Raw genomic sequence first — 24,058 nt, forward strand, 5'->3', positions numbered from 1 at the left:
GCGCCTACAGCACCGGCAGGTTCTTGCGGAGCTCGAACGCGGTGACCTCGGAGCGGTACTCCTCCCACTCCGACTTCTTGTTGCGCAGGAAGAAGTCGAAGACGTGCTCGCCGAGGGTCTCGGCGAGGAGGTCGCTGCCCTCCATGAGGGTCAGGGCCTCGCCGAGGTTCTGCGGGAGGGGCTCGATGCCCAGGGCGCGGCGTTCGGCGTTGGAGAGGGCCCAGACGTCGTCCTCGGCGCCCGGGGGCAGCTCGTAGCCCTCCTCGATGCCCTTGAGGCCGGCGGCCAGCAGGACGGCGTAGGCGAGGTAGGGGTTGGCGCCGGAGTCCAGGGAGCGGACCTCCACGCGGGCGGAACCCGTCTTGCCCGGCTTGTACATGGGGACCCGGACCAGGGCGGAACGGTTGTTGTGGCCCCAGCAGATGTAGGAGGGGGCCTCGCCGCCGGCGCCCGCGGTGCGCTCCGAGCCGCCCCAGATGCGCTTGTAGGAGTTGACCCACTGGTTGGTCACCGCGGAGATCTCCGCCGCGTGCCGCAGCAGGCCCGCGATGAAGGAACGGCCGACCTTGGAGAGCTGGTACTCGGCACCGGACTCGTAGAACGCGTTGCGGTCGCCCTCGAAGAGGGACAGGTGGGTGTGCATCCCGGAGCCGGGGTGCTCGGAGAACGGCTTCGGCATGAAGGTCGCGTGCACGCCCTGCTCCAGCGCGACCTGCTTCATGACCAGCCGGAAGGTCATGATGTTGTCGGCCGTGGACAGCGCGTCGGCGTAGCGCAGGTCGATCTCCTGCTGGCCCGGCGCGCCCTCGTGGTGGGAGAACTCCACCGAGATGCCCATCGACTCCAGCATGGTGATCGCCTGGCGGCGGAAGTCCATGCCGACGTTGGTCGGGGTGTGGTCGAAGTAGCCGGAGTTGTCGGCCGGGGTGGGCCGGGAGCCGTCCAGCGGGCGGTCCTTCAGCAGGAAGAACTCGATCTCCGGGTGCGTGTAGAAGGTGAAGCCCAGGTCGGAGGTGCGGGCCAGCGCGCGCTTGAGGACGTAGCGGGGGTCCGCGAAGGACGGGGAGCCGTCGGGCATCAGGATGTCGCAGAACATCCGGGCCGTGCCCGGGGTCTCCGCGCGCCACGGCAGCACCTGGAAGGTCGACGGGTCCGGCTTGGCGATCATGTCGGACTCGTAGACCCGGGCGAAGCCCTCGATCGCGGAGCCGTCGAAGCCGATGCCCTCGTCGAAGGCCTGCTCGAGCTCGGCCGGGGCCACGGCGACGGACTTGAGGAAGCCCAGCACGTCCGTGAACCACAGGCGTACGAACCGGATGTCGCGCTCCTCCAACGTCCGGAGCACGAACTCCTGCTGCTTGTCCATCTTCCGCTTCCCCATCCTTGCTGGTCAGGCCGCCTGCTCCCGCGCCAAGAGCGGCGGTCGGGCACCTGAGCATCCCACCACAACAGCGTTTCATGCGCGTTGCGGGCCTTGATCGTCCGGCCGACTCCCTGCTGAACGCCCGGAGGCCGCCGGATGGACACTCCGCAGCCCATCTTGCCTGCTGGGAGGCTCTGGCGTAATGGGTGACCGCACAGCTCCGCGGTCCGCCGGACCGGTCGATCCGGAGCCCTCACTACGAACAGACTGTCGTATCCCATTACGATCAGGCGACCCGACCGTCCTCCTTTCCCCAGAAGGGGCTCCCCCATGGGTTCCGCGAAGAACAAGAACAGCGCCGAGCGCAAGGCCCGTATAGAGGAGATGCGCCGGGCCGAGCGTGCCCGCGAGCGCCGCGGCAGGATCCTCACGATCGCCGCCAGCGCCGTGGTCGTCGCCGGTCTCGTCATAGGCTGCGTCGTCCTCGTGCAGACCCAGGGCGACGACAAGGACGACACCGCGAGCGACGGCAAGAAGACCACCGGGAAGTTCGTCACCGGCGAGGACGGGGTGAAGACCTGGAAGGGCACGCTGTCCCGCAACCACGTCGGCACCGACGTGAAGTACCCCGCCGAGCCCCCGGTCGGCGGCGACCACAACCAGGTGTGGATGAACTGCAACGGCGACGTCTACGCCAAGGAGCTCAAGAACGAGCACGCCGTGCACTCGCTGGAGCACGGCGCGGTCTGGGTGACGTACACCTCCAAGGCGGCCAAGGCGGACGTGGACGCGCTCGCTGCCAAGGTGAAGAAGACGCCGTACACCCTGATGAGCCCGGACGAGAAGCAGACGGACCCGATCATGCTGTCCGCGTGGGGCCACCAGCGCACGGTGACGAGCGCGAAGGACCCGAACGTGGACAAGTTCTTCGAGAAGTACGTCCAGGGTGACCAGACGCCCGAGAAGGGCGCCGCCTGCCAGGGCGGGCTGGCGGAGTGAGGCGCGCGCAGGCCGGGTGGATCGCCGGGGCCGCGGCAGCGGCCCTGGTCGCGGTCGGCGCGCTCACGTACGCGGTCACCGAGGACGACGGCGCGGACCGGACGCCGTCGGCGGACTCCGCCGACGCCGGGTTCGCCCGGGACATGGCGATCCACCACCAGCAGGCGGTGGAGATGTCGTACATCGTGCGCGACCGCACCGACGACGAGGAGGTGCGCCGCCTCGCCTACGACGTCGCGCAGACGCAGGCCAACCAGCGCGGCATGCTGCTGGGCTGGCTGGACCTGTGGGAGCTGCCGAAGGTGTCGGCGAAGCCGCCGATGGCCTGGATGGGCATGGGCGACATGCCCTCCGAGGGCGAGGGTGCGCTGATGCCCGGCATGGCCACGGACGCGCAGATGGAGAAGCTCCAGACGCTCTCCGGACGCAAGGCCGAGGTGTACTACCTCCAGCTGATGACCAAGCACCACCGCGGCGGCATCCACATGGCCGAGGGCTGTGTGGAGCGCTGCGGGGTCGAGGTGGAGAAGCAGCTCGCGCAGGGCATGGTCGAGGGCCAGCAGTCGGAGATCGACCTGATGACGGGGATGCTGAAGGAACGCGGCGCGACGCCGGAGGCGTAGGGCCTGCCGCCCGGCTCCGGCTCGGGGTGCAGATTCCCGGCCGCGCTCCGCCCGTGCGGGCACGGGGTCGCACCCCGCCACGTGAACCCGCGGCTCCCCCGCCCGTCCAGGGTCCGGCCGCACCGCACCAGGCGTCGGCCGGGGGCCGCCGCCCCGCCTCGTGGGCTGGTGGTCGGCCGTCGTCGCGAGCCCGCGACGACGCCCCGCCTGCCAGGCCACCACCCGAGAACCACCCCGAGGCCCAACGCCCCAAGGGGCGCGGGGAACTGCGCGACCAGCCACGACCGGCCCGCACCCGCGACACCCCACGGCCGACCCCGCGCACCCCGCTCGGGCAGGGCCGGGTCGCGGCATGCACCCGCAAGGGGCACGGCCATCAGAAGGGCCCCAGGCCGTCAGGCCGCGCCCCTGCCCGCATACGCGGGCCGCCCGGCCGCCCGGACCGGACAGGGCCGGCCCCGGCCGCCCCGTCGCCGGCCCCGTGGGCCACACCCCCGCCGTAGCGCCCAGCCGCCGGAGGCGCCCGTGGGCCGGACCACACCCCTCACCCACCCCATCGCGTCGGTCTGACGATTACACTGGGCGCGTGCCTCAACTTCGCCTCGCCCTGAATCAGATCGACTCGCGCGTCGGTGACCTCGCCGGGAACACCGAGACGATCATCCGCTGGACCCGGCACTCCGCCGAGCAGGGAGCCCACCTGGTGGCGTTCCCGGAGATGATGCTGACCGGGTATCCCGTCGAGGACCTGGCCCTGCGCTCCTCCTTCGTCGAAGCCTCCCGCACGGCCCTCGGGGCGCTCGCGGCGCGGCTCGCCGAGGAGGGCTTCGGGGAGCTGCCCGTGGTCGTCGGGTACCTCGACCGCAGCGAGCGGGCCCAGCCGCGGTTCGGCCAGCCGGCGGGCGCCCCGCAGAACGCCGCCGCGGTGCTGCACCGCGGCGAGGTGGTGCTGAACTACGCCAAGCACCACCTGCCGAACTACGGCGTCTTCGACGAGTTCCGCTACTTCGTGCCCGGCGACACCATGCCGGTGCTGCGGGTGCGCGGCGTCGACGTGGCGCTCGCGATCTGCGAGGACCTGTGGCAGGACGGCGGCCGGGTGCCCGCCGCCCGCTCCGCCGGGGCCGGGCTGCTGCTGTCGATCAACGCCTCGCCGTACGAGCGCGACAAGGACGACACCCGGCTGGACCTGGTGCGCAAGCGCGCCCAGGAGGCCGGCTGCACCACGGCCTATCTGGCCATGGTCGGCGGCCAGGACGAGCTGGTCTTCGACGGCGACTCGATCGTCGTGGACGGCTCCGGCGAGGTGATCGCGCGGGCGCCGCAGTTCTCCGAGGAATGCGTGGTGCTGGACCTCGACCTGCCCGCGGCCGCCGACGACGCCCCCGAGGGCATGGTCGACGACGGTCTGCGCATCGACCGCCTGGTGCTGTCCGAGGACCCGGTCCCGGCCTACGAGCCGGAGCACACCGGCGCGTACGCCGAGCGCCTCGACGACGACGAGGAGGTCTACTCGGCGCTGGTCGTGGGCCTGCGGGCGTACGTCAGGAAGAACGGCTTCCGGTCGGTCCTGATCGGTCTGTCCGGCGGTATCGACTCGGCGCTGGTCGCGGCCATCGCCTGCGACGCGGTCGGCCCGGAGAACGTGTACGGCGTCTCGATGCCGTCGAAGTACTCCTCCGAGCACTCCAAGGGCGACGCGGCCGAGCTCGCCGAGCGCACCGGCCTCAACTTCCGCACCGTAGCGATCGAGCCGATGTTCGACGCCTACATGGGGTCGCTCGGGCTCACCGGTCTCGCGGAGGAGAACCTCCAGTCCAGGCTGCGCGGCACGCTGCTGATGGCGATCTCCAACCAGGAGGGCCACATCGTCCTCGCGCCCGGCAACAAGTCCGAGCTGGCGGTGGGGTACTCGACGCTGTACGGCGACTCGGTGGGCGCGTACGGCCCCATCAAGGACGTCTACAAGACGTCGATCTTCCGTCTCGCCGAGTGGCGCAACCGGGCGGCGGCGGAGCGCGGCCAGACCCCGCCGATCCCCGAGAACTCCATCTCCAAGCCGCCGAGCGCCGAGCTGCGCCCCGGCCAGGTCGACACGGACTCGCTGCCCGACTACCCGGTGCTCGACGCGATCCTCGCGCGGTACGTCGACCGGGACGAGGGCGCCGACCAGATCGTCGCCGCGGGCTTCGACGCCGCGCTGGTGACGAAGACGCTGCGCATGGTCGACACGGCCGAGTACAAGCGCCGCCAGTACCCGCCGGGCACGAAGATCTCCCCGAAGGGCTTCGGCAAGGACCGCCGGCTGCCGATCACCAACGGCTGGCGGGAGTCGGTCTGACGGCCGGGTGACGCGGGAGAACGGCGACGCCGGGTGCCACGGGGGCACCCGGCGTCGCCGTTCCCGTGGACGGGGGCCTCAGCCCGCCACCCGCTCCGGCTCCTGCCGCGCGGAGCCGGCCACCAGCAGCCCCCGGCCGCCCGCGACCGCGCCCTCGCGCCGGTCCACCGCGTAGGCCACGGCCGCCACCCCGATGCCCAGCACCGCCAGCGCGGCGCCCGCCAGGGCCGGGGAGGTCACCCCGAAGCCGGCGGCGAGGGCCAGGCCGCCGATCCAGGCGCCGCCCGCGTTGGCGAGGTTGAAGGCGGCCTGGTTGGCGGAGGACGCCAGCGAGGGGGCGGCGGAGGCCTTCTCCATGACCATCAGCTGGAGCGGAGAGCCGGTGACGAACGCGGCCGTGCCCAGCAGGACCACGGCCAGGGCCGCCGTCCACTCCGTGCGCATCAGCAGCGGGAACGCCGCCAGCACCGCCACCAGCGACGCCAGGCCGCCGAAGAGGGTGGCACGCATGGCGTGGTCGGCCAGCCGGCCGCCCAGCAGGTTGCCCGCGGTCGCGCCGACGCCGAACAGGGCCAGCAGCAGGGTCACGCTGGCGTCGGCGTAGCCGGCCGCCTCCGTCAGCATGGGGGCGATGTAGCTGTAGGCCGCGAAGAGCGCGCCGAAGCCCGCGACCGTGGTGCCGAGGGCCAGCCAGACCGGCAGGGAACGCAGCGCGCCCAGTTCGCCGCGCAGCCCGGCCGCCGGGGCGGCGGAGCGGTCGTGCGGGATCAGCAGCATCAGGGACAGGATGGCCGCCAGGCCGATCGCGCTCACGCCCAGGAACGTCGCCCGCCAGCCCAGGTGCTGGCCCATCAGCGTGGCGGCGGGGACACCGACGATGTTGGCGACCGTGAGCCCGAGGAACATCAGGGAGACCGAGCGGGCCCGGCGCTCGGGGGCGACCATGCTCGTCGCGACCACCGCGCCGACGCCGAAGAAGGCGCCGTGCGGCAGACCGCTGAGGAAGCGGGCGGCGAGCAGGGAGTCGTTGCCGGGGGCCAGGGCGGACAGGGCGTTGCCCGCCACGAACAGGACCATCAGGGCGACGAGGACGGTGCGGCGGGACATCCGGGCCGTCAGCGCCGCCAGCAGCGGGGCGCCGATGACGACGCCGAGGGCGTAGGCCGAGACCAGGTGGCCGGCGGCGGGGATGGAGATGTCCAGGTCCGCGGCCACTTCGGGCAGCAGGCCCATCATGACGAATTCGGTCGTGCCGATGCCGAATGCGCCCACGGCCAGGGCGAGCAGGGCGAGGGGCATGAGGGCCCGAGCCTTTCAGGAGCGGTTCCGTCGAGTCGGGACGCCGCGGGACCGCGCGCCGCGAGCGCCTTATGTTTCTCTACGGAACAAAGTCTCTCAGGCCAAGTATTCCGATCCTGTACCGGGTGGGTACCAGGTCCTGTACCGGGTGGGTACCAGGACGTCAGTCGGAGGAGGCGAGCCGGAGCCTGGCCGCCAGCGGAAGGTGGTCGCTGCCGGTCTGCGGCAGGGTCCAGGAGCTCACCGGCTCGATGTCACGGACCAGGATCTGGTCGATGCGGGCCATCGGGAAGGACGCGGGCCAGCTGAAGCCGAAGCCGCTGCCCGCCGCGCCCTGGGTGGAGCGCAGCTGCGCGGTGACGGCGTTGAGGGCGCGGTCGTTCATGGTGCCGTTGAGGTCGCCGAGCAGGACCACCTGCTCCAGCGGCTCGCCGGCGATCGCCTCGCCGAGCGCGTCGGCGCTCTTGTCGCGCTGGCGGGCGGTGAACCCGGCCTCCAGCTTCACCCGGACCGAGGGCAGATGGGCGACGTACACCGCGGCCTGTCCGCCGGGCGCGGACACCGCGGCCCGCATCGCCCGGGTCCAGCCCAGCTTGATGTCGACCGGCCGGACCCCGCTCAGCGGGTACTTGCTCCACAGTCCGACCGTGCCCTGCACCGAGTGGTACTTGTACGTCGACGCGAGCGCCTTCTCGTACACCGGCACCGCCGCCGCGGTCAGCTCCTCCAGGGCGACGACGTCCGCGCCGGAGGCGGCCACCTTCCCGGCGGTGCCCTCGGGGTCGGCGTTGCCGGCGTTGACGTTGTGCGTGGCGACGGTCAGGTCGCCGCCGGTGGCGGGCTTGTCGGTGAGCAGCCCGCCGAAGAGGTTCAGCCAGACCACCGTCGGCAGCAGCAGCGCGATCAGCGCGGTGGCCGACCTGCGCACGAACGCCAGGACCAGCAGCACGGGGACGAGCAGCCCGAACCAGGGCAGGAACGTCTCGCTCAGACTGCCCAGGTTGCCGACCGCGTTCGGGATCTGCGCGTGCAGCAGCATCACCAGGGCGAGCAGCAGCGCGAGGACGGCGAGGACGATGCCCCGGCGCCAGACGCGGGGGTCGCCGCGCCAGTTGTCGATCAGTCTGTGGGCCAGGCGCCGGAGCATTGGGCCGGGACGGTCGGACCTCGGTCCGCCGTTGTCCGTCTCCGTTGCGTACGCCTGTTGCGCCATACCGTCGCCTCGCTACCCGCCGTGCACACACCGTCGTCCCCCGCGCCTAAGACCCTAGGGGATGATCGGCTCCGTTCCTGTCCCGCAGGACGGCCTTCCTTCCAGGTCCAGTTCCCCTTGTAACGAAACGCGCACATTCGGCGGGAGCGGTGCGTGCGCAGTGTCTCGTCGTAGCGCCCTGGCTCTCCGTGGGGCGAAGTGCCACCATGGACGTGGTCCGGGGACGCCGTCAGGGCGCCTCGAGATGACGTAAGGAGCCGTTGCAATGACGCAGCTTTCGGCTGCCCAGACTGCGCAGCAGACACCCTCCGACGGCAGCAAGGCGCTGTACGGGGGCAAGGGCACCCGCCGCATCACCGTCCGTGACATCGCCCTCGCCAAGGAGCGGGGCGAGAAGTGGCCCATGCTCACCGCCTACGACGCGATGACCGCGTCCGTGTTCGACGAGGCCGGGATCCCGGTGATCCTGGTCGGCGACTCGGCGGGCAACTGTCATCTGGGCTACGACACCACCGTGCCCGTCACCCTCGACGAGATGACCATGCTGTCCGCGGCCGTGGTCCGCGGCACCACGCGCTCGCTGATCGTCGGCGACCTGCCCTTCGGGTCCTACCAGGAGGGTCCCGTGCAGGCACTGCGCTCGGCGACCCGGATGGTGAAGGAGGCCGGGGTCGGCGCCGTGAAGCTGGAGGGCGGCGAGCGGTCCTACGAGCAGATCCGGCTGCTGGTGGAGTCCGGCATCCCGGTGATGGCCCACATCGGTCTGACCCCGCAGTCCGTCAACGCCATGGGCTACCGCGTGCAGGGGCGTGGCGAGGAGGCGGCCCACAAACTGCTGCGCGACGCCAAGGCCGTGCAGGACGCGGGCGCGTTCGCGGTCGTGCTGGAGCTGGTGCCGGCCGAGCTGGCCGCCGATGTGACGCGCACCCTGCACATCCCGACCGTCGGGATCGGGGCGGGGGCCGGGACGGACGCGCAGGTGCTGGTGTGGACCGACATGCTCGGGCTGACCGGGGGGCGGGTGCCGAAGTTCGTCAAGCAGTACGCCGATCTGCGGGCGGTCATGGGTGACGCGGCGAAGGCGTTCGCCGAGGATGTCGTCGGTGGGGCGTTCCCGTCGGAGGCGCATTCCGTCCACTGACCGCTGTGAAGCGCTGTGAAGCGCTGCGCTGAGCCAACGCGGCACCACGGACAGCCCGTCGATCATCCCCCGTCGACGGGCTGTCCCCTTTTCTTCTTCGCCCCCGCCGCCCCTACCCGTTCCCATCTCCAGGGGCTGCGCCCCTTTGACCCCCGGCCGGCCTCAGCGGCCTTGTCCTCAAGCGCCGGACGGGCTGAGGGGTGGGTGGGGGGTGCGGGGGTCGCGGGCGGGGGGGCGGCCTTAGCGGCCTTGTCCTCAAGCGCCGGACGGGCTGAGGGGTGGGTGGGGGGCAGGGTCGCGGGCGGGGGGGGCCTGAACGGCCTTGTCCTCAAGCGCCGGGCGGGCTGGGGGGTGGGGTCGTCCACAAGCGCCGGGCGGGCTGGGGGGCGGGTGTAGGTGGGCTGTCGGTCGGATGTCGGGGATCTGTCGGTCGGGGCTGGCACCTTCGTGGTCATGACGCGAATCGAGAACAGGCCCGGGGGAACGGGCGTCGCCGTGACCGTGCGGGGGCTGGTGAAGCACTACGGCGAGACGAAGGCGCTGGACGGGGTCGACCTGGACGTGCGCGAGGGGACCGTGATGGGGGTGCTCGGGCCGAACGGCGCCGGGAAGACCACGCTGGTCCGGATTCTGTCGACGCTGCTCGCGCCGGACGCCGGACAGGCGACCGTCGCCGGGTACGACGTGGTGCGCCAGCCCCGGCAGCTGCGCCGGGTGATCGGGCTGACCGGGCAGTACGCCTCGGTGGACGAGAAGCTGCCCGGCTGGGAGAACCTCTACATGATCGGCCGGCTGCTGGACCTGTCCCGCAAGGACGCCCGCACCCGCGCCGACGAGCTGCTGGAGCGCTTCTCGCTGACGGAGGCCGCCCGGCGCCCGGCGTCGACCTACTCCGGCGGTATGCGGCGGCGGCTGGACCTGGCCGCGTCGATGATCGGCCGCCCGTCCGTGCTCTACCTGGACGAGCCCACCACCGGCCTGGACCCCCGCACCCGCAACGAGGTGTGGGACGAGGTCAAGGCGATGGTCGGCGACGGCGTGACCGTGCTGCTCACCACCCAGTACATGGAGGAGGCCGAGCAGCTCGCCTCCGAGCTGACGGTCGTCGACCGGGGCCGGGTCATCGCCGGCGGCGCGATCGACGAGCTGAAGTCCAGGGTCGGCGGGCGCCGGCTGCGGATCAGGCCGGCCGACCCGCTGCGGGCGCGCCAGCTCGCCTCCGCGCTGGACGAGCTGGGCATCACCGGCCTCGCCACCACCGAGGTCGACACGCACAACGGCTCGGTGCTGGTGCCCGTCCTCAGCGACGAGCAGCTGACCGCCGCGATCGGCGCCGCCGTCGCGCTCGGCATCACCCTCGCCTCCGTCACCACCGAACTTCCCAGCCTGGACGAGGTCTTCCTGAGCCTCACCGGCCAGCGGGCGAGCGTCCCGCAGTCCACCGAGTCCCCCGACGCCCTCCAGGAGGTCGCCGTATGAGCGCCGCCACCGCAGCCGTCCCGGCCGCCGTCCCCGTCGACTCCCGCATCACGCTGCGCGCGCATCTGCGGCACACCGGCGCGCTGGTCCGGCGCAACCTGCTGTGGATCCGGCAGGACCCGGAGTCGATGTTCGACGCCCTGCTGATGCCGATCGTGTTCACCCTGCTGTTCGTCTACGTCTTCGGCGGCTCGATCGGCCAGGCGCTGGGCGGCGGCCAGGACCAGTACGTGCAGTACGTCATCCCCGGCATGGTCGCGATGATGAGCATGACCCTGTCCCAGGGCGTCGGCACCGGCTTCAGCCAGGACTTCAACAGCGGTGTCATGGACCGCTTCCGGTCCCTGCCGATCGGGCGCGGCTCGGTGCTGTTCGCGAAGATCACGGTGGAGCTGGCGCGGATGCTGTTCGCGACGGCGATCCTGATGGGCGTCTCCGTGCTGGTCGGTTTCGAGATCACCAGCTGGCCGGGCGTGTTCGCGGCGGTGGGCCTTGCCTCGCTGTTCGCCTCCTCGATCATGTGGGTGTTCCTCACCCTGGGCGTCGTGCTGAAGAACGCGCAGTCGGTGCAGGCGATGGGCTTCCTGGTGCTGTTCCCGCTCCAGTTCGGCTCGTCGATCTTCGCGCCGACCCAGTCGATGCCGGGCTGGCTCCAGGCCTTCACCGACTACAACCCGCTGTCCACGCTCGCCGACGCGGCCCGCGGCCTGATGATCGGCGGACCGGTCGCCCACGACCTGTGGATCACGGTGGGCTGGTCGGTGGCGATCACCGCGGTGATGGCGCCGGTCGCCATCCACAAGTTCCGCACCAAGACCTGAGCGCGTGCGCTCACAGCAGGGCGGCGGCCTCCGCGGGTGAGAGGCCGCCGCCCTCGGCGTACGCCGTGTCGTGGGCGCCGGGGTCGAGTACGGCCCGGATCGCGGCCTCGGCGCGCTCGCGGACCGTGCGCTCCAGCAGGGACGGCACATGGGCGGGCGGCAGCGCGGCGTCGGCCGCGCCCAGACAGCGGGCGGCGTCGGCGGCCCGGCGGCCCTCCTGGTGCTCGGCCAGGGCGAGCGCGGCGACCCACAGATACGCGGAGCGCATGCTCGGCTGCATGGCCCGGGACAGCGGGTCCTCGGCCATCCGCAGTGCCTCGCGGAGCTTGTCCAGGCCCTGTTCGTACCGCTTCTCGCACACGTCCAGCCAGGCCTCGGCGCCCAGGATGAACGCGTCGAAGACGACGAAGTGGGCGAGCTGGAACTCCCCGCGCAGCAGCCGCAGCTGCTCGCCCGCCTCGGCGGTGCGGCCGGTCACGCCGAGCCAGCCGGCCAGGAACAGCCGGGCGGCGGGCATGCCCTCGCTGAGCGTGCCCTCGTGCTCGGCGATCACCTCGCGCAGGATGCGCTCGCCGCGTTCGGCCTCCCCCGCCTCCAGCAGCGCGGCACCGAGCCGCGAGGCGAGCACGGCGGTGTGGGAGCGGGCGCCGAGCTGCTCGGCGTAGTCGCGGGCCTCCTGGTAGTCGGCGGCGGCGAGGGTGAACCGGCCGTGCCGTTCGCGGGCCTCGCCACGCGCGGAGAGGGCCTCGGCGTAGCCCCAGTCGTCCCCGATCCGGCGGAAGATCGCCAGGGCCTCCTCGGCGTCGCGCTCGGCGTCGGTGGCCCACGCGCTGTGGTTGGCGCGGAAGTTGGCCCGCATCTGGAGGCTCACGGCCAGTTCCCAGTCGAAGCCGGGCGTGTCGCGGCAGGTGCGTACGCAGGCCTCGATGATCTCGTACACGCGGTCGATGTCGCCGGTCAGCATCACCGCGTAGAACCAGAGCATGCCGGGGATGCGGCAGGTCTGCGGCTGACCGGGTTCGTAGGTGTCGGCGATGAGCCGCATCTTGGCCTGGGCCTCGGGGGTCTGCCAGGCGTCCAGCTCGGTCTCCATGCAGGCCAGGTGGGCCAGATGCACTCCGCGCCGGGCCTCGGTGAGGGCCTCGCCGGAGAGCGGCGGCGGCGCGGAGGTCAGGCGTTCCCACACGGGGGCGGCGCGCCGGAGGGGCTCGGCGAAGGGGTCGGGGCCGAGGGTCATCACCTCGGCGCACCAGTTGCGGCTCTCGTGGCGCAGGTCGCGCATCTGCCAGTACATGACCAGCGACAGCACCAGGCTGAGCGCCTCCTGCTCGTCGCGTTCGGCGACGGCGTGCCGCAGGGCGGTGCGCAGGTTCTCGTACTCCAGCTCCAGCAGGTCGATGGCGGCGCGCTGGCCGGGGCCGCGCAGCAACGGGTCGGTGGTGCGGGCGAGTTCGCGGTAGTGGGTGAGGTGGGCGCGCTCGGCGGCGGCGCGTCGCCCGGCCTGCTCCAGGCGTTCGCGGGCGTACTCGGCGACGGTCTCCAGGAGCCGGTAGCGCATCCCGCCGGTGCCCGAAGGGGCCGCCACCACCAGGGACTTGTCGACGAGCTGGCCGAGCACGTCGAGTGCGGCGGGCCCGCACACGGCCTCGGCGGCGGTGAGGTCGCAGCCGCCCGCGAACACCGACAGCCGTCCGAGGACCTCGCGTTCGTCGGCGTCCAGCAGGTCCCAGGACCAGTCGACGACGGCCCGCAGGGTCTGCTGGCGGGGAAGGACGGTGCGGCTGCCGGTGGTCAGCAGCCGGAAGCGGTCGTCGAGGCGGTCGGCGATCTGGCGCAGGGTGAGCATCCGCAGCCGGGCGGCGGCCAGTTCGATGGCGAGCGGCAGTCCGTCCAGGCGGCGGCAGATCTCCGCGGCGGCCTCGGGGTCCTCGTCGGGGCGGAAGCCGGGCCGGGCGGCCGCGCCGCGGTCGGCGAGCAGCCGCAGCGCGTACGGCTCGGGCAGCGGCTCGACCGGGCGCACCAGCTCCCCGGGTACGCCGAGCGGCTCGCGGCTGGTGGCCAGCACGGTCAGGCCGGGGCAGCGGGCCAGCAGCTCGGCCACCAGCCGGGCGGCGGCGTCGATGACGTGCTCGCAGTTGTCGAGGACGATCAGCATGCGGCGCCGGCCGCAGTGCTCGGCGAGCCGGCTGACGGCGTCGTCGTGGTGGTGGTCGGCGACGGCCGCCCGCATGCTCTCGGCGCCGGCGCCGTACAGGACGGTCTCGCGGGCGCCGATCGCGGTGAGCACGGCCTCGGGCACGGCGGCCGGGTCGTCGACCGGGGCCAGCTCCGCCAGCCACACCCCGTGCGGGGCGAGCTCGGTGACGCCCTCGGCCGCCTCCTGCGACAGCCGGGTCTTGCCGGCCCCGCCGGGCCCGAGGAGGGTGACGAGCCGGGCGGCGGCGAGGTCCTCGCGCAGGGCGGCGATGTCGTCCTCGCGGCCGACGAAGGAGGTCAGCCGGGCCCTCAGGTTGCCGCGCGGCGGCCGGGCCGTCGGCACGGGTTCCCCGGCCGCCAGCAACTCGGCGTGCAGGGCGCGCAGTTCCGCCCCCGGATCGGAGCCGAGGGAGTCGGCGAGCAGCCTGCGCACGGTGTCGTAGGCGGCCAGGGCCTCGGCGGCGCGGCCGGTGTCGCGCAGGGCGGCCAGGCGCAGCGCCTGGAGCGGCTCGTCGAGGGGGTGGGTGTCGCACAGGGCGGTCAGCTCGGGCAGCGCCCGGTCGGCGTGGCCGAGGCGGAGGGCGGCGGTGAGCCGGGCGCGCCGGGCGTCGAGGTGCAGCTGCTCGCAGCGGGCCGCCTCCGCGGTGCGGTCGGGCAGGTCGGCGAGGGCCGGGTCGCGCCACAGGGCGAGGGCGTCGTCGAGGACGGCGGCGGCCTTGGCGGGGTCGCTGTCGGCGAGGGCGCGCAGTCCGTCGCCGGTGAGCCGCTCGAAGCGGTGCAGGTCGATGTCGTCGGGGGCGGCGGCGAGCCGGTAGCCGCCGTCGGCCGAGACGACCGCGTCGGCGCCGAGGGCCCGGCGCAACCGGCCCACCAGCGCCTGGAGCGCGCCGGCGGCGTCCGCGGGCGGGTCGCCCTCCCACACCTCCTCCACCAGCAGTCCGGCCGGTACGACGCGGTCCGGGCGCAGGGCGAACACGGTCAGCAGGGCGCGCAGCCGCGCCCCGCCGACCGGGACGGGTGTGCCGTCGGGGCGGAGCGCCTGGGTGGTGCCGAGGATGCGGTAGCGCACGGGGTCCATTCTCTCCGGTGGGGCGGGGGGCTCGGCACGGGGTTTTCCGGCGGGTGCCGCCGGACGGGGTCCCCCTTCTCAGGAACCCTCCCCGGTTCCCGTTACGTTGTCCCGTCATGACAGGTACGGTCGGCCAGTCGACCGAGTACGGAGGTGTCCCGCGCCATGACGACCGCCACGAACCGGCACAGCGACCGGAGGATCAGTCCCGTCTTCGTCGGGATCGCTGCCGTGACGGCGGTGACCGGCTGGGCCACCTGGACCGGGTTCGCGGAGCAGCCGGGGCTGGCCGTGTTCCTGTTCGTGACGGCGGCGTGGATCGTGTCGCTGTGCCTGCACGAGTACGCGCACGCGCGCACCGCGCTGCACAGCGGGGACATCTCGGTGGGCGCCAAGGGCTATCTGACCCTGAACCCGCTGAAGTACACCCACGCGCTGCTGAGCGTCGTGCTGCCCGTGCTGTTCGTGATCATGGGCGGGATCGGTCTGCCCGGCGGCGCGGTGTTCATCGAGCGCGGCCGGATCAGGGGCCGCTGGCGGCACAGCCTGATCTCGGCGGCGGGTCCCCTGACGAACGTGCTGTTCGCGCTGGTGTGCACGGCTCCGTTCTGGCTGGACGCGCTGGACGGCGTGCCCCGGGACTTCCGGTTCGCGCTGGCGTTCCTGGCGCTGCTCCAGGTGACCGCGGCGATCCTGAACTTCCTGCCGGTGCCGGGCCTGGACGGCTACGGCGTGATCGAGCCCTGGCTGTCGTACAACGTGCGGCGCCAGGTGGAGCCGCTGGCGCCGTTCGGGCTGCTGATCGTGTTCGCGCTGCTGTGGATCCCCTCGGTGAACAGCGTGTTCTTCGACATGGTCGACGCGATCCTGCGAGGGCTCGGGATCAGCGACTTCGACACGTACTGCGGCTACGACCTGTACCGCTTCTGGCGCGGTACGGCCGATGTGTGCTCGGTCAGCCCGTGACGGACCGGCCGGCCCGCTCGCGCTTGAAGTAGTACCAGGTCATGTTGGAGGACAGACCGGCGAGCAGCACCCAGACGACCCCGAGCCAGCTGCCCTGCGCGAAGGAGACGACGGCGGCGGCCACGGCGAGGAGGCAGACAGCCAGGGCGTAGAGGGCGAGACGCCGGGCCTGGCGGGGCGGGGGCACGGGAGGCATGGGGATCGGCTCCTGTCGGGGGACACTGCTGATGTCCATCAGTGTCCCCCATCGGCTCATACGTCCGTGACGCGGAGTCCCGCGTGGGCCTTGTAGCGGCGGTTGACGGAGATCAGGTTGGCGACCAGGGACTCGACCTGGTGGGCGTTGCGCAGCCGGCCGGAGAAGACGCCCCGCATGCCGGGGATGCGGCCGGCCAGGGCCTGGACGATCTCGACGTCGGCGCGCTCCTCGCCGAGCACCATCACGTCGGTGTCGATGCGCTCGATCTCCGGGTCCTGGAGCAGGACGGCCGACAGATGGTGGAAGGCGGCGGTGACCCGGGAGTCCGGCAGCAGGGCGGCGGCCTGCTCGGCGGCGCTGCCCTCCTCGGGCTTGAGGGCGTAGGCGCCCTTCTTGTCGAAGCCGAGCGGGTTGACGCAGTCGACGACGAGCTTCCCGGCGAGTTCCTCGCGCAGGGCGGTCAGGGTGGCGCCGTGGCCGTCCCAGGGCACGGCGACGATGACGATGTCGCTGCGGCGGGCGGTCTCGGCGTTGTCGGCGCCCTCGATGCTGAGGCCGAGTTCGTCCGCGGCCGCCTCGGCGCGCTCGGCGGCGCGGGAGCCGATGATCACCTTCTGGCCGGCCTGCGCGAGGCGGTAGGCGAGGCCCTTGCCCTGCGGGCCGGTCCCGCCGAGCACGCCGACCACGAGCCCGGAGACGTCGGGCAGGTCCCAGGGGTCCTTGGCGGGGGCCTTCTGTGCAGCACTGTCGGTAGAGGTCATGGGGCGACTCTACGTGCGGGGGCGTGGCGTGCGGGGGGTGCGGTGTCGGGGCGGGGTGCGGCTTGGCTCCGGGGGGTGGGTGCGGGTTGTGGGGGGGGGTTCGCGCAGTTCCCCGCGCCCCTTGAGGGGTGGGTCGTGACTCTGCGGGTTGTGGGGGGTGTTCGCGCAGTTCCCCGCGCCCCCTGAAGGGTGGGTCGTGACTCTGCGGGTTGTGGGGGGTGTTCGCGCAGTTCCCCGCGCCCCCTGAGGGGTGGGGCGTGACTGTGCGGGGGCGCGGCTCCCCGCGAAACTCGGTTGCGGTGGTGGGGTGGGGCGTCGAGCATGGCCCGTCGTGGCTGACTCCCCCGAATCCCCCTCCCGCTCGCGCGGGCTGCTTCCCGATCTGGCTCCGTGGCGGGCTTCGCGGGACTTCCGGCTGCTGTGGATGGCGGGGGCGGTCTCCAACTTCGGGAGCTTTCTGACGTTCGTCGCGCTGCCCGTGCAGATCAAGGAGCTGACGGGATCCGCGGCGGCGGTCGGGGCGATCGGGGCCGTGGAGCTGATCCCGCTGATCGTGTTCGGGCTCTACGGTGGGGCGCTGGCCGACGCGCTCGACAAGCGGGGGCTGATCCTGTGGTCGGAGGTCGGGCAGGGGCTGCTGAGCGTGATCCTGCTGGTGAACGCACTGCTGCCGGAGCCCGCTGTGTGGCCGCTGTATCTGGTGGCCGCGCTGTCCTCCGCGCTGGTCTCCGTGCAGCGGCCCGCGCTCGACTCGCTGTGGCCGCGGATCGTGGCGCACGAGCATCTGCCCGCCGCCGCCTCGCTGAACTCGCTGCGCTGGACCGTCGGCGGGGTCGCGGGCCCGGCCCTGGCGGGCGTGGTCGTGGCGTACGCGGGGCTGGGTTGGGCGTACGCGGCGGACCTGCTCACCTTCGCCGTGTCGGTCGTACTGATCGTGCCCCTCGCCTCCTCCCCCGCCGCCCACGAGGCGGCCAGGCCCTCCCTGAAGGCCATCGCCGAGGGCGCCCGGTACGCCTGGAGCCGAAAGGAGCTGCTGGGCACCTACGCCGTGGACCTCGCGGCGATGTTCCTGGCGATGCCGCTGGCCGTGCTGCCGTTCCTCGCGGACGACCTGGGCGCGGAGTGGGCGCTGGGACTGATGTACGCGGCGGTGCCTCTCGGTTCGCTGCTGGTGAGCGTGACCAGCGGCTGGACCGCGCGGATCCACCGGCACGGGCGGATGGTGGTGCTCGCGGCCGCGCTGTGGGGTCTCGCGATCGCGGCGGCGGGCGTCTGCGGGAACGTGTGGCTGGTGCTGCTGTTCCTGACCGTCGCCGGGGGCTGCGACATGGTCAGCGGGATCTTCCGCGGGGTGATGTGGAACCAGACGATCCCCGACGAGCTGCGCGGCCGGCTCGCCGGGATCGAGCTGCTGTCGTACTCGGTCGGGCCGACGCTCGGTCAGGTCAGGTCGGGCGGGTTCGCCGCGTGGTGGGGCGTGCGGGCGTCGGTCTGGTCCGGCGGGCTGCTGTGCGCGGGCGGGGTGGGTCTGCTGGCGCTGTGCCTGCCGAAGCTGATGACGTACGACGCCCGCACGGACGAGCATGCGGCCCGGGTGCGTGAGCAGCGGGAGGCGGCCGCCGCGGCCGTGAAGGCGGTACGCGAGGCGGAGGCACAGGCGCGGGCCTGACGGGTGGGTGGGCGGGCGGGTCCGCGAAGGCGTGGCGCGCGACGCGGCCCCGGGCCCGGCCGGGCCGTCAGTCCTCGTCCGTGCTCTGGCCCCCCGTCGGCGCGTCGTGCCAGCGCGGGTCGTTCTCCCACTCCAGGTTGCGTTCACGGGCGGTCGCCATCGCGTGCTCGGCCTCCGCGCGGCTGGCGTACGGGCCGAAGCGGTCCTTGGCGGGGCACTCGGGCCCCTCCTCGACCTTCTTGTGCTCCAGGCAGTAGTACCACTCGCCCGGTTTGCCGACGGTGCGCTTCTTGAACACGGCCATGACCGGCTCCTTTCGCCACGGACATGGTCCCCCATGACCGCTGTCTTAGACTCGCTGGCATGTCTGGCCAGTCGCTGCTCGTACCAGGGGAGCTCTCTCCCACCCGTTCCGTACCCGGAAACATCCGCCGTCCCGAGTACGTCGGCAAGCCGGCGCCCACGCCGTACACCGGTCCGGAGGTGCAGACGCCCGAGACGATCGAGGCGATGCGCCGCGCGGGCCGGATCGCCGCGCGGGCGATGGCGGAGGCGGCGAAGATCATCGCGCCGGGCGTCACCACGGACGAGCTGGACAAGGTGGCGCACGACTATCTGTGCGACCACGGCGCCTACCCGTCCACGCTGGGCTACCGCGGCTTCCCCAAGTCGCTGTGCACCAGCGTCAACGAGGTCATCTGCCACGGCATCCCGGACTCGACCGTCCTGCGCGACGGCGACATCGTCAACCTGGACGTCACGGCGTACATCGGCGGGGTGCACGGCGACAACAACGCGACCTACCTGGTGGGTGACGTCGACGAGGAGAGCCGGCTGCTGGTGGAGCGCACCCGCGAGTCCCTCACCCGCGCGATCAAGGCGGTCAAGCCGGGGCGCCAGATCAACGTCATCGGCCGGGTCATCGAGTCGTACGCCAAGCGCTTCGGCTACGGCGTGGTCCGTGACTTCACCGGGCACGGGATCAACTCGTCGTTCCACTCGGGCCTGATCGTCCCGCACTACGACAGCCCGCACGCGACGACCGTGATCCAGCCGGGGATGACGTTCACGATCGAGCCGATGCTGACGCTGGGCACCCACGAGTACGACATGTGGGACGACGGCTGGACGGTCGTGACCAAGGACCGCAGGCGCACCGCGCAGTTCGAGCACACGCTGGTGGTCACCGAGTCGGGGGCGGAGATCCTCACCCTGCCGTGACCTGCCCGTCAACCCGCTCTCATCTGTTTCCCCTGGTGAGGGCGGGTTTTCTCTTGTAGCGTCTTACCGACAGGACGTCGGCAAACCTATTGACTTAGGTAACCCTAACCTAGAAGGATGGACGCATGGACTCCTTCTCGACCGTGATCAGGACCGCATCCCACGAGCAGCACACGGAGGCGGAGACCTCGACGTTCATGAGCGATCTGCTCGGTGGCCGGCTCGGCGTGGACGCGTACGCGCGCTACACCGAGCAGTTGTGGTTCGTGTACGAGGCGCTGGAGGCCGGGGCGGGGCGGCTGGCCGCCGATCCGGTCGCGGGGCCCTTCGTCCGGCCGGAGCTGTTCCGGCTGGGGGCGCTGGAGCGGGATCTCGAGCATCTGCGGGGGCCCGGGTGGCGGTCGACGCTGAGTGCGTTGCCGGCGACGCGGGTGTACGCGGACCGGGTGCGGGCGTGTGCCGAGGAGTGGCCCGGGGGGTATGTCGCACACCACTACACGCGGTATCTCGGTGATCTGTCGGGCGGGCAGATCATTCGGGACCGGGCGGAGCGGACGTGGGGGTTCGCGCGTAAGGGGGACGGGGTGCGGTTCTATGTGTTCGAGGAGATCGACAACCCCGCCGCCTTCAAGCGTGGTTACCGGGAGCGGCTGGACGGTCTCGCTGCGGACGAATTGGAGCGGCAGCGGATCGTGGTCGAGTGCCGGGACGCTTTCGCTCTGAATACGGCGGTGTTCAGGGCGCTGGGGGCCGAGTATCCCCTCACTGCGTGAGTGCTGCCGCTGGGCTGGGCGTTTCGTGATGGTGTGCGGCACCGTCGGGGCTTGTCGCGCAGTTCCCCGCGCCCCTCAAAGGCCCGCGCCACCCCCACCCACCCAGGGGCGCGGGGAACTGCGCAAAAACACGACGATGCCCAGCCGATTCACAAAGGGTGGCGTCCGCGGTGGCTAGCGCTCCAGGAACACCCGACCACCGATTTCGACCCAGTCGTAGGGCTGAGGAGCGGTGAGGATCTGGGAGCCGGTGCCCTGGGTGATGTTGAGGGCTCGGCCCAGTTGGGCGGTGAGGAGCATGGCGGCGGCGCCGGTGGCCTCGTCCTCGTCGATGCCGTCGTCGCGGCCGGGGAAGCCCCGGGCTCGGACGCGGCCGGCGGCTTCGTCCTCCCAGGCCCAGGCGTAGATCCACTCGCCCTTGGGCGGTATCGGGAGGGCGTCCACCTCGGCGGCCGAGCCGTACTGGCGCAGGGTGCGCGGCGGGGCCCAGTCCGCGCGGGCCTCTATCCAGCTGAACTCGCCGTCCTGGCGGGCGCCCACCTGCCCGGCGGGGGTGATCAGTTCGGGCACGTCCAGCAGCCAGGCGGCACCGACGCAGGGGTAGCCCGCGAACGGCAGCCGCAGGGTGGGCGTGTAGATGTCGACGACACCGCGCTCGGGGTCGTCGACGAACACCGTCTCGCTGAAGCCGAGTTTGGCGGCGAACATCTGGCGTTCCTCGCGCTCGGGCATGGTGGAGCCTTCGCGGACGACGCCCAGTTCGTTGCCGTATCCGCCGTTCGGCGCACAGAAGACGCGCAGCACGTCGTAGTCAGTCACCGGGGAATTGAACCACCGGTCGGCGCCGGTCCGTGCGGGAGAGGTGACCTGGTGGCCGCCCCTCCCGCACGGACCCCGTTCTCACGGGGCGGGTGTCACGCCTGCGGGCGGCGGCGGCGCATCGCGAGGACCACACCCGCCCCGGCGGCGACGGTGACCGCGGCGGCCGTGCCCAGTGCGGCGACGGGGGCGCCGGCGCCCGTGGCGGCCAGGCCGCCGCCGGTGACCATGCCGGTCGTGCCGCCCGTCGTGCCGCCGGTGGTGCCTCCGCTACCGCCGCTGCCTCCCGCGCCGCTTCCGGCGGTCGGGGAGGGGCTGCCCGACGGGAGTTCGGCGCCGTCGTTCACGGCGACGGCGAGGTCGACCGGGTCCAGGGCGGTGCCGGCCGGGTAGAAGCCGCCGAAGGCCCGGGAGCCCGCGGCGGTGAGCTTCGCCGTCACGCCGTCGACGGCGATGACGTCGTCCTCGGCGGACAGTTCGGCGGACCTCGCGGTCAGGTCGGCGAGGACCACGTCGCGCGTGGTCGTGCCGAGGCTGGTGACATCGGCGGTGAGCTCGCCGGTGCCGTTGTCGAGGGTGGCCTCCAGGCCGGTGAGGGTGAGGTCGAGGCCGTAGGTGCCGTTCTCCTCGTGACCCTTGAAGTTCACCGCGCCCGCGAACGCGGCTTCGAGGGTGCCCGCCTCGGTGTCGTGGCGTCCGGTCGCGTCGGGGAAGGTGAACACACCGTTGCCCGCGGCCTGTACGGCTCCGCCGGAGACGGTGATCCGGCCCTTGGCCGCGCCGTCCACGACGTACGTCCGGAAGGACTCCTTCACGCCCCAGGTCAGCGTGCCGTCGGCGATGTCCCCGCGGTCGGCGGGCGCCTGTGTGGTGGCGGAGGCGGAGCCGCTCGGGGTCCCGGAGGCCGTGGGAGAGGGGTCCGTGGACGTCGCGGTCGCGGTGGGGCTCGGGCTGGTGGTGGCGGAGGGGCTGGTGGTGGCTGTGGAGGTGGGGCTGGTGGTGGCAGTGGGAGTGGGGGTGCCCGTGGGGGGCGGGGGCGTCTTCTGCACCACCGTCAGCGGGTCTCCGGCCGCGCCCTTGTAGCTCGCGCTGCCGAAGACCTCGGCGGCCTCCTCGGTCAGCGTGGTCGCCATGTCCGTCATCGCGCGGGTGACGGTGACGTCGGCGAGCGGTACGTCCTGGCTGGTGGTGCCGCCCTTGGTCACATCGGCGGTGATCTCGGCGGCCGCGCTGTCGAACCGTACGTCGGACAGCGTGATCGAGAAGCCGTGCAGCTCGGAGACGATCGCCAGGCGGCCCTTGAAGGCGAGGTCCACGGTGTGGGCGGTGGAGTCGTAGGTCCCGGCGCCGTCGGGGAAGGTGAACGCGCCGTTGCCCGCGGCCTGCGAGGCACCCTCCGCCGGGGTGAACGTGCCGTGCGCGAAGCCGGTCACGTACGTGCGGTACGACTGCTTGATGCCCCAGGTCAGTTCGTAGCCGCTGAGCGGGACCTCGGCCGCCGAGGCGGTGGTCGCGCCGGCGGTGGCGAGCGCGGTGGCGCCGAGTGCGGCGGCGGTCGCCACGGCGGCGGCGAGGGCGGTGGTCCGGCGGGGTCTGCTGGGCATGTCGGTGGGTCTCCTCTGGGTGTGGTGCCGCCCTGGCGGGGGCGGGGAGGGAGGGGTCAGTCCCGCGGCTGTCCGGTGGCAGGGTCCTGGCGGGTACGGCGCCTGCGCAGGCCGTACGTCACCGCGAGCGCGGCGAGCAGGAACGCGCCGCCCGTGAGGGCGATGGGCAGTGCGGGGGTGCCGTCGGCGGCGGAGCCGGCCGCGACGGGCCGGGCGGCCGGGGCGGACCCGGCCGGTTCGGGGGCGGGCGTCGGAGTGCCGCCGAGGTCGGGCAGGGCGGGCAGTCCGGCCTCGTCGGTGAGGGCGACGGCGAGCGAGACGGGGTCCATCCCGGTGCCGGCCCTGTACATGCCGCCGAAGGCGCGGGCGCCCCGGGCGGTGAGTCGCGCGGGCGCCTCGGTGAGCACGGCCAGGCCGTGGTCCGCCGTCAGCCGCCCGGCGGTGAAGGTGACCAGCGGGACGTTCTCCTCACTGCGGCCGGCTGTGCGGACGTCCGCGAAGAGTGTTCCTCCGCCGTCCTTCACGGTGACGCGGACGTCGCCGAGGCTCAGGTCGAGGCCGTGAGCGCCGGTGAAGCGCACGGCACCCGCGAACCGGGCCGTGATCCGGCCGGAGTCGTAGGTGCCGCGGCCCTCGGGGAAGCGGAAGAGGGCGCCGCCGTCCTGGGCGCCGCCGGACAGCTTCCATTCGCCCCGGGCGATGTCGCCGGTGACGTACTCGCGGAAGGTGCGGCGTACGCCCCAGTCGACGGCGCCGTCCCGCAGGGCGCGGCCCGAAGCCGGTTCGGCGGAGGGCGACTTGGGCGTACTCGGCTTCGGGGTGGGTGTGGGCGTGGCCGGCCGGACGATGTCCGCCGACAGGCTCACCGGGTCCAGGGCGGTGCCCGCGGTGTAGTACCCGGCGAAGGACCGGGCCCCCTGGGCGGTGAGGGTGGCGGGGATGTCGCTCAGCACGACGGCGGTGCCCTCGCCGCGCAGGTCGGTGCCGCCGAGGGCGAGCGTGGCGAAGGGCACCTGAGTGGAGCTGGTGACCCGGCCGGTGCCGCGGTCCTTGCCGGTGATGTCGGCGTAGAGCGTGCCGGTCCCGCCGGAGATGCGGACGGCGGGGTTGGCGATGGTCAGGTCGAGCTGGTGGCCGCCCTTGCCGTCGGGGTGGCCGAGAAAGCGGACGCCGCCGGAGAACGCGGCCGTGAAGGAGCCGTCGGCTCCGTCGTGGGTGCCGCGCGCGGAGTGGAAGCGGAACCCGCTGTCGCCGACCGTGGCCGCGCCGCCGGTGAGCGAGTAACCGCCTTGCGCCACGGGGCCGGTGACATAGCTCTGGAACGAGGACTTGATGCCCCAGTCGAGCCGTCCGCCCTGCACCGCGGAGTCCGCGGCATGCGCGCCGGCGGCCGGGAGCAGGGCGGCGAGCACGGCTCCGAGCACGGCCGCTCGCAGCGCGTTCGCAGCGGCGTACCGCCGCGGACGCGGGAATTCGGGCATGGCCGACCTCCGAAACGGAAC

Annotated in this window: 20 protein-coding genes; 10 read left to right on the forward strand and 10 right to left on the reverse strand. The window is 72.7% G+C overall.

Going from position 1 to position 24,058, the window contains the following annotated elements; genetic code table 11:
* Positions 1–4 precede the first annotated feature (4 nt).
* Complete coding sequence (glnA, locus tag ACZ6SQ_RS04930) at positions 5–1,366, reverse strand: type I glutamate--ammonia ligase (protein WP_386387683.1); 1,362 nt, start codon at positions 1,364–1,366, stop codon at positions 5–7.
* Between the two features lie 327 nt (positions 1,367–1,693).
* On the opposite strand from glnA, the gene ACZ6SQ_RS04935 reads away from it, so the two are divergent.
* The 3 genes from ACZ6SQ_RS04935 to ACZ6SQ_RS04945 all read left to right on the forward strand — a co-directional run bounded on the left by ACZ6SQ_RS04935 (position 1,694) and on the right by ACZ6SQ_RS04945 (position 5,326).
* The gene (locus ACZ6SQ_RS04935) at positions 1,694–2,362 is read left to right on the forward strand and encodes a DUF3105 domain-containing protein (RefSeq protein ID WP_389328669.1); all 669 of its coding nucleotides are present in this window, start codon (positions 1,694–1,696) and stop codon (positions 2,360–2,362) included.
* Positions 2,359–2,985 (forward strand): DUF305 domain-containing protein, encoded by a 627-nt coding sequence (locus ACZ6SQ_RS04940; protein ID WP_469556790.1) that lies wholly within the window; start codon positions 2,359–2,361, stop codon positions 2,983–2,985. The genes ACZ6SQ_RS04935 and ACZ6SQ_RS04940 overlap by 4 nt, the downstream gene beginning before the upstream one ends.
* 586 nt (positions 2,986–3,571) lie before the next feature.
* Entirely contained in the window at positions 3,572–5,326 is a 1,755-nt protein-coding gene (locus tag ACZ6SQ_RS04945; RefSeq protein WP_469556792.1) for an NAD+ synthase, read from the forward strand.
* Positions 5,327–5,404: 78 nt separating this feature from the next.
* On the opposite strand, the gene ACZ6SQ_RS04950 is transcribed toward ACZ6SQ_RS04945, so the two are convergent.
* Both ACZ6SQ_RS04950 and ACZ6SQ_RS04955 read right to left on the reverse strand, forming a co-directional pair.
* The gene (locus ACZ6SQ_RS04950; RefSeq protein WP_469556793.1) at positions 5,405–6,625 is read right to left on the reverse strand and encodes an MFS transporter; all 1,221 of its coding nucleotides are present in this window, start codon (positions 6,623–6,625) and stop codon (positions 5,405–5,407) included.
* A gap of 163 nt (positions 6,626–6,788) precedes the next feature.
* Positions 6,789–7,772, reverse strand: coding sequence for an endonuclease/exonuclease/phosphatase family protein (locus ACZ6SQ_RS04955; protein ID WP_469556795.1), 984 nt, complete (start codon positions 7,770–7,772; stop codon positions 6,789–6,791).
* Positions 7,773–8,103: 331 nt separating this feature from the next.
* Here ACZ6SQ_RS04955 and panB point away from each other — a divergent pair, with 331 nt between their 5' ends.
* The 3 genes from panB to ACZ6SQ_RS04970 all read left to right on the forward strand — a co-directional run bounded on the left by panB (position 8,104) and on the right by ACZ6SQ_RS04970 (position 11,279).
* Positions 8,104–8,979, forward strand: a complete 876-nt coding sequence (gene panB, locus ACZ6SQ_RS04960) for a 3-methyl-2-oxobutanoate hydroxymethyltransferase (RefSeq protein ID WP_469556797.1) — start codon at positions 8,104–8,106, stop codon at positions 8,977–8,979.
* Positions 8,980–9,432: 453 nt separating this feature from the next.
* Positions 9,433–10,458 (forward strand): ATP-binding cassette domain-containing protein, encoded by a 1,026-nt coding sequence (locus ACZ6SQ_RS04965; RefSeq protein WP_469556799.1) that lies wholly within the window; start codon positions 9,433–9,435, stop codon positions 10,456–10,458.
* On the forward strand, positions 10,455–11,279 hold the full coding sequence (locus tag ACZ6SQ_RS04970; RefSeq protein ID WP_386380498.1) for an ABC transporter permease: 825 nt from the start codon (positions 10,455–10,457) through the stop codon (positions 11,277–11,279). Before ACZ6SQ_RS04965 ends, ACZ6SQ_RS04970 begins: the two co-directional genes overlap by 4 nt.
* A gap of 10 nt (positions 11,280–11,289) precedes the next feature.
* Here the strand turns inward: ACZ6SQ_RS04970 and ACZ6SQ_RS04975 are convergent, their stop codons facing one another.
* On the reverse strand, positions 11,290–14,553 hold the full coding sequence (locus ACZ6SQ_RS04975; RefSeq protein ID WP_469556802.1) for a BTAD domain-containing putative transcriptional regulator: 3,264 nt from the start codon (positions 14,551–14,553) through the stop codon (positions 11,290–11,292).
* 156 nt (positions 14,554–14,709) lie between these two features.
* Between ACZ6SQ_RS04975 and ACZ6SQ_RS04980 the strand changes: the two genes are divergently transcribed.
* The gene (locus tag ACZ6SQ_RS04980; protein ID WP_386380496.1) at positions 14,710–15,510 is read left to right on the forward strand and encodes a site-2 protease family protein; all 801 of its coding nucleotides are present in this window, start codon (positions 14,710–14,712) and stop codon (positions 15,508–15,510) included.
* Here ACZ6SQ_RS04980 and ACZ6SQ_RS04985 read toward each other — a convergent pair.
* On the reverse strand, positions 15,500–15,706 hold the full coding sequence (locus tag ACZ6SQ_RS04985) for a hypothetical protein (RefSeq protein ID WP_386380495.1): 207 nt from the start codon (positions 15,704–15,706) through the stop codon (positions 15,500–15,502). The genes ACZ6SQ_RS04980 and ACZ6SQ_RS04985 overlap by 11 nt on opposite strands.
* 56 nt (positions 15,707–15,762) lie before the next feature.
* Positions 15,763–16,470, reverse strand: coding sequence for an NADPH-dependent F420 reductase (gene npdG, locus ACZ6SQ_RS04990; protein ID WP_469556804.1), 708 nt, complete (start codon positions 16,468–16,470; stop codon positions 15,763–15,765).
* Between the two features lie 331 nt (positions 16,471–16,801).
* Between npdG and ACZ6SQ_RS04995 the strand changes: the two genes are divergently transcribed.
* Positions 16,802–18,139, forward strand: a complete 1,338-nt coding sequence (locus ACZ6SQ_RS04995) for an MFS transporter (protein WP_469556806.1) — start codon at positions 16,802–16,804, stop codon at positions 18,137–18,139.
* Between the two features lie 67 nt (positions 18,140–18,206).
* Here the strand turns inward: ACZ6SQ_RS04995 and ACZ6SQ_RS05000 are convergent, their stop codons facing one another.
* Positions 18,207–18,443, reverse strand: a complete 237-nt coding sequence (locus ACZ6SQ_RS05000; RefSeq protein WP_469556808.1) for a hypothetical protein — start codon at positions 18,441–18,443, stop codon at positions 18,207–18,209.
* A 59-nt stretch (positions 18,444–18,502) separates the two neighbouring features.
* On the opposite strand from ACZ6SQ_RS05000, the gene map reads away from it, so the two are divergent.
* Together map and ACZ6SQ_RS05010 are read left to right on the forward strand one after the other, a co-directional pair.
* A complete protein-coding gene (gene map / locus ACZ6SQ_RS05005) occupies positions 18,503–19,360 on the forward strand; it encodes a type I methionyl aminopeptidase (protein ID WP_469556809.1) in 858 nt (285 codons plus the stop codon).
* Between the two features lie 125 nt (positions 19,361–19,485).
* On the forward strand, positions 19,486–20,133 hold the full coding sequence (locus ACZ6SQ_RS05010; protein WP_469556811.1) for a biliverdin-producing heme oxygenase: 648 nt from the start codon (positions 19,486–19,488) through the stop codon (positions 20,131–20,133).
* Between the two features lie 174 nt (positions 20,134–20,307).
* On the opposite strand, the gene ACZ6SQ_RS05015 is transcribed toward ACZ6SQ_RS05010, so the two are convergent.
* From ACZ6SQ_RS05015 to ACZ6SQ_RS05025, 3 genes are all read right to left on the reverse strand, one after another.
* Positions 20,308–20,952 (reverse strand): PhzF family phenazine biosynthesis protein, encoded by a 645-nt coding sequence (locus ACZ6SQ_RS05015; protein WP_469556812.1) that lies wholly within the window; start codon positions 20,950–20,952, stop codon positions 20,308–20,310.
* 95 nt (positions 20,953–21,047) lie between these two features.
* Positions 21,048–22,556, reverse strand: coding sequence for an HtaA domain-containing protein (locus tag ACZ6SQ_RS05020; protein ID WP_469556813.1), 1,509 nt, complete (start codon positions 22,554–22,556; stop codon positions 21,048–21,050).
* 56 nt (positions 22,557–22,612) lie between these two features.
* A complete protein-coding gene (locus ACZ6SQ_RS05025) occupies positions 22,613–24,037 on the reverse strand; it encodes an HtaA domain-containing protein (protein ID WP_469556814.1) in 1,425 nt (474 codons plus the stop codon).
* Between the last annotated feature and the right edge of the window lie 21 nt (positions 24,038–24,058).

This window comes from Streptomyces sp. NPDC048600, assembly GCF_055587025.1.

Excerpts from the sequence above, each read along its gene's own strand:
- glnA (WP_386387683.1), bottom strand. The coding sequence starts at position 1,366 with ATGGACAAGCAGCAGGAGTTCGTGCTCCGGACGTTGGAGGAGCGCGAC.
- ACZ6SQ_RS04935 (WP_389328669.1), top strand. The coding sequence starts at position 1,694 with ATGGGTTCCGCGAAGAACAAGAACAGCGCCGAGCGCAAGGCCCGTATA.
- ACZ6SQ_RS04950 (WP_469556793.1), bottom strand. The coding sequence starts at position 6,625 with ATGCCCCTCGCCCTGCTCGCCCTGGCCGTGGGCGCATTCGGCATCGGC.
- ACZ6SQ_RS04955 (WP_469556795.1), bottom strand. The coding sequence starts at position 7,772 with ATGCTCCGGCGCCTGGCCCACAGACTGATCGACAACTGGCGCGGCGAC.
- panB (WP_469556797.1), top strand. The coding sequence starts at position 8,104 with ATGACGCAGCTTTCGGCTGCCCAGACTGCGCAGCAGACACCCTCCGAC.
- ACZ6SQ_RS04965 (WP_469556799.1), top strand. The coding sequence starts at position 9,433 with ATGACGCGAATCGAGAACAGGCCCGGGGGAACGGGCGTCGCCGTGACC.
- ACZ6SQ_RS04970 (WP_386380498.1), top strand. The coding sequence starts at position 10,455 with ATGAGCGCCGCCACCGCAGCCGTCCCGGCCGCCGTCCCCGTCGACTCC.
- ACZ6SQ_RS04975 (WP_469556802.1), bottom strand. The coding sequence starts at position 14,553 with ATGGACCCCGTGCGCTACCGCATCCTCGGCACCACCCAGGCGCTCCGC.
- ACZ6SQ_RS04980 (WP_386380496.1), top strand. The coding sequence starts at position 14,710 with ATGACGACCGCCACGAACCGGCACAGCGACCGGAGGATCAGTCCCGTC.
- ACZ6SQ_RS04985 (WP_386380495.1), bottom strand. The coding sequence starts at position 15,706 with ATGCCTCCCGTGCCCCCGCCCCGCCAGGCCCGGCGTCTCGCCCTCTAC.
- npdG (WP_469556804.1), bottom strand. The coding sequence starts at position 16,470 with ATGACCTCTACCGACAGTGCTGCACAGAAGGCCCCCGCCAAGGACCCC.
- ACZ6SQ_RS05000 (WP_469556808.1), bottom strand. The coding sequence starts at position 18,443 with ATGGCCGTGTTCAAGAAGCGCACCGTCGGCAAACCGGGCGAGTGGTAC.
- map (WP_469556809.1), top strand. The coding sequence starts at position 18,503 with ATGTCTGGCCAGTCGCTGCTCGTACCAGGGGAGCTCTCTCCCACCCGT.
- ACZ6SQ_RS05010 (WP_469556811.1), top strand. The coding sequence starts at position 19,486 with ATGGACTCCTTCTCGACCGTGATCAGGACCGCATCCCACGAGCAGCAC.
- ACZ6SQ_RS05020 (WP_469556813.1), bottom strand. The coding sequence starts at position 22,556 with ATGCCCAGCAGACCCCGCCGGACCACCGCCCTCGCCGCCGCCGTGGCG.
- ACZ6SQ_RS05025 (WP_469556814.1), bottom strand. The coding sequence starts at position 24,037 with ATGCCCGAATTCCCGCGTCCGCGGCGGTACGCCGCTGCGAACGCGCTG.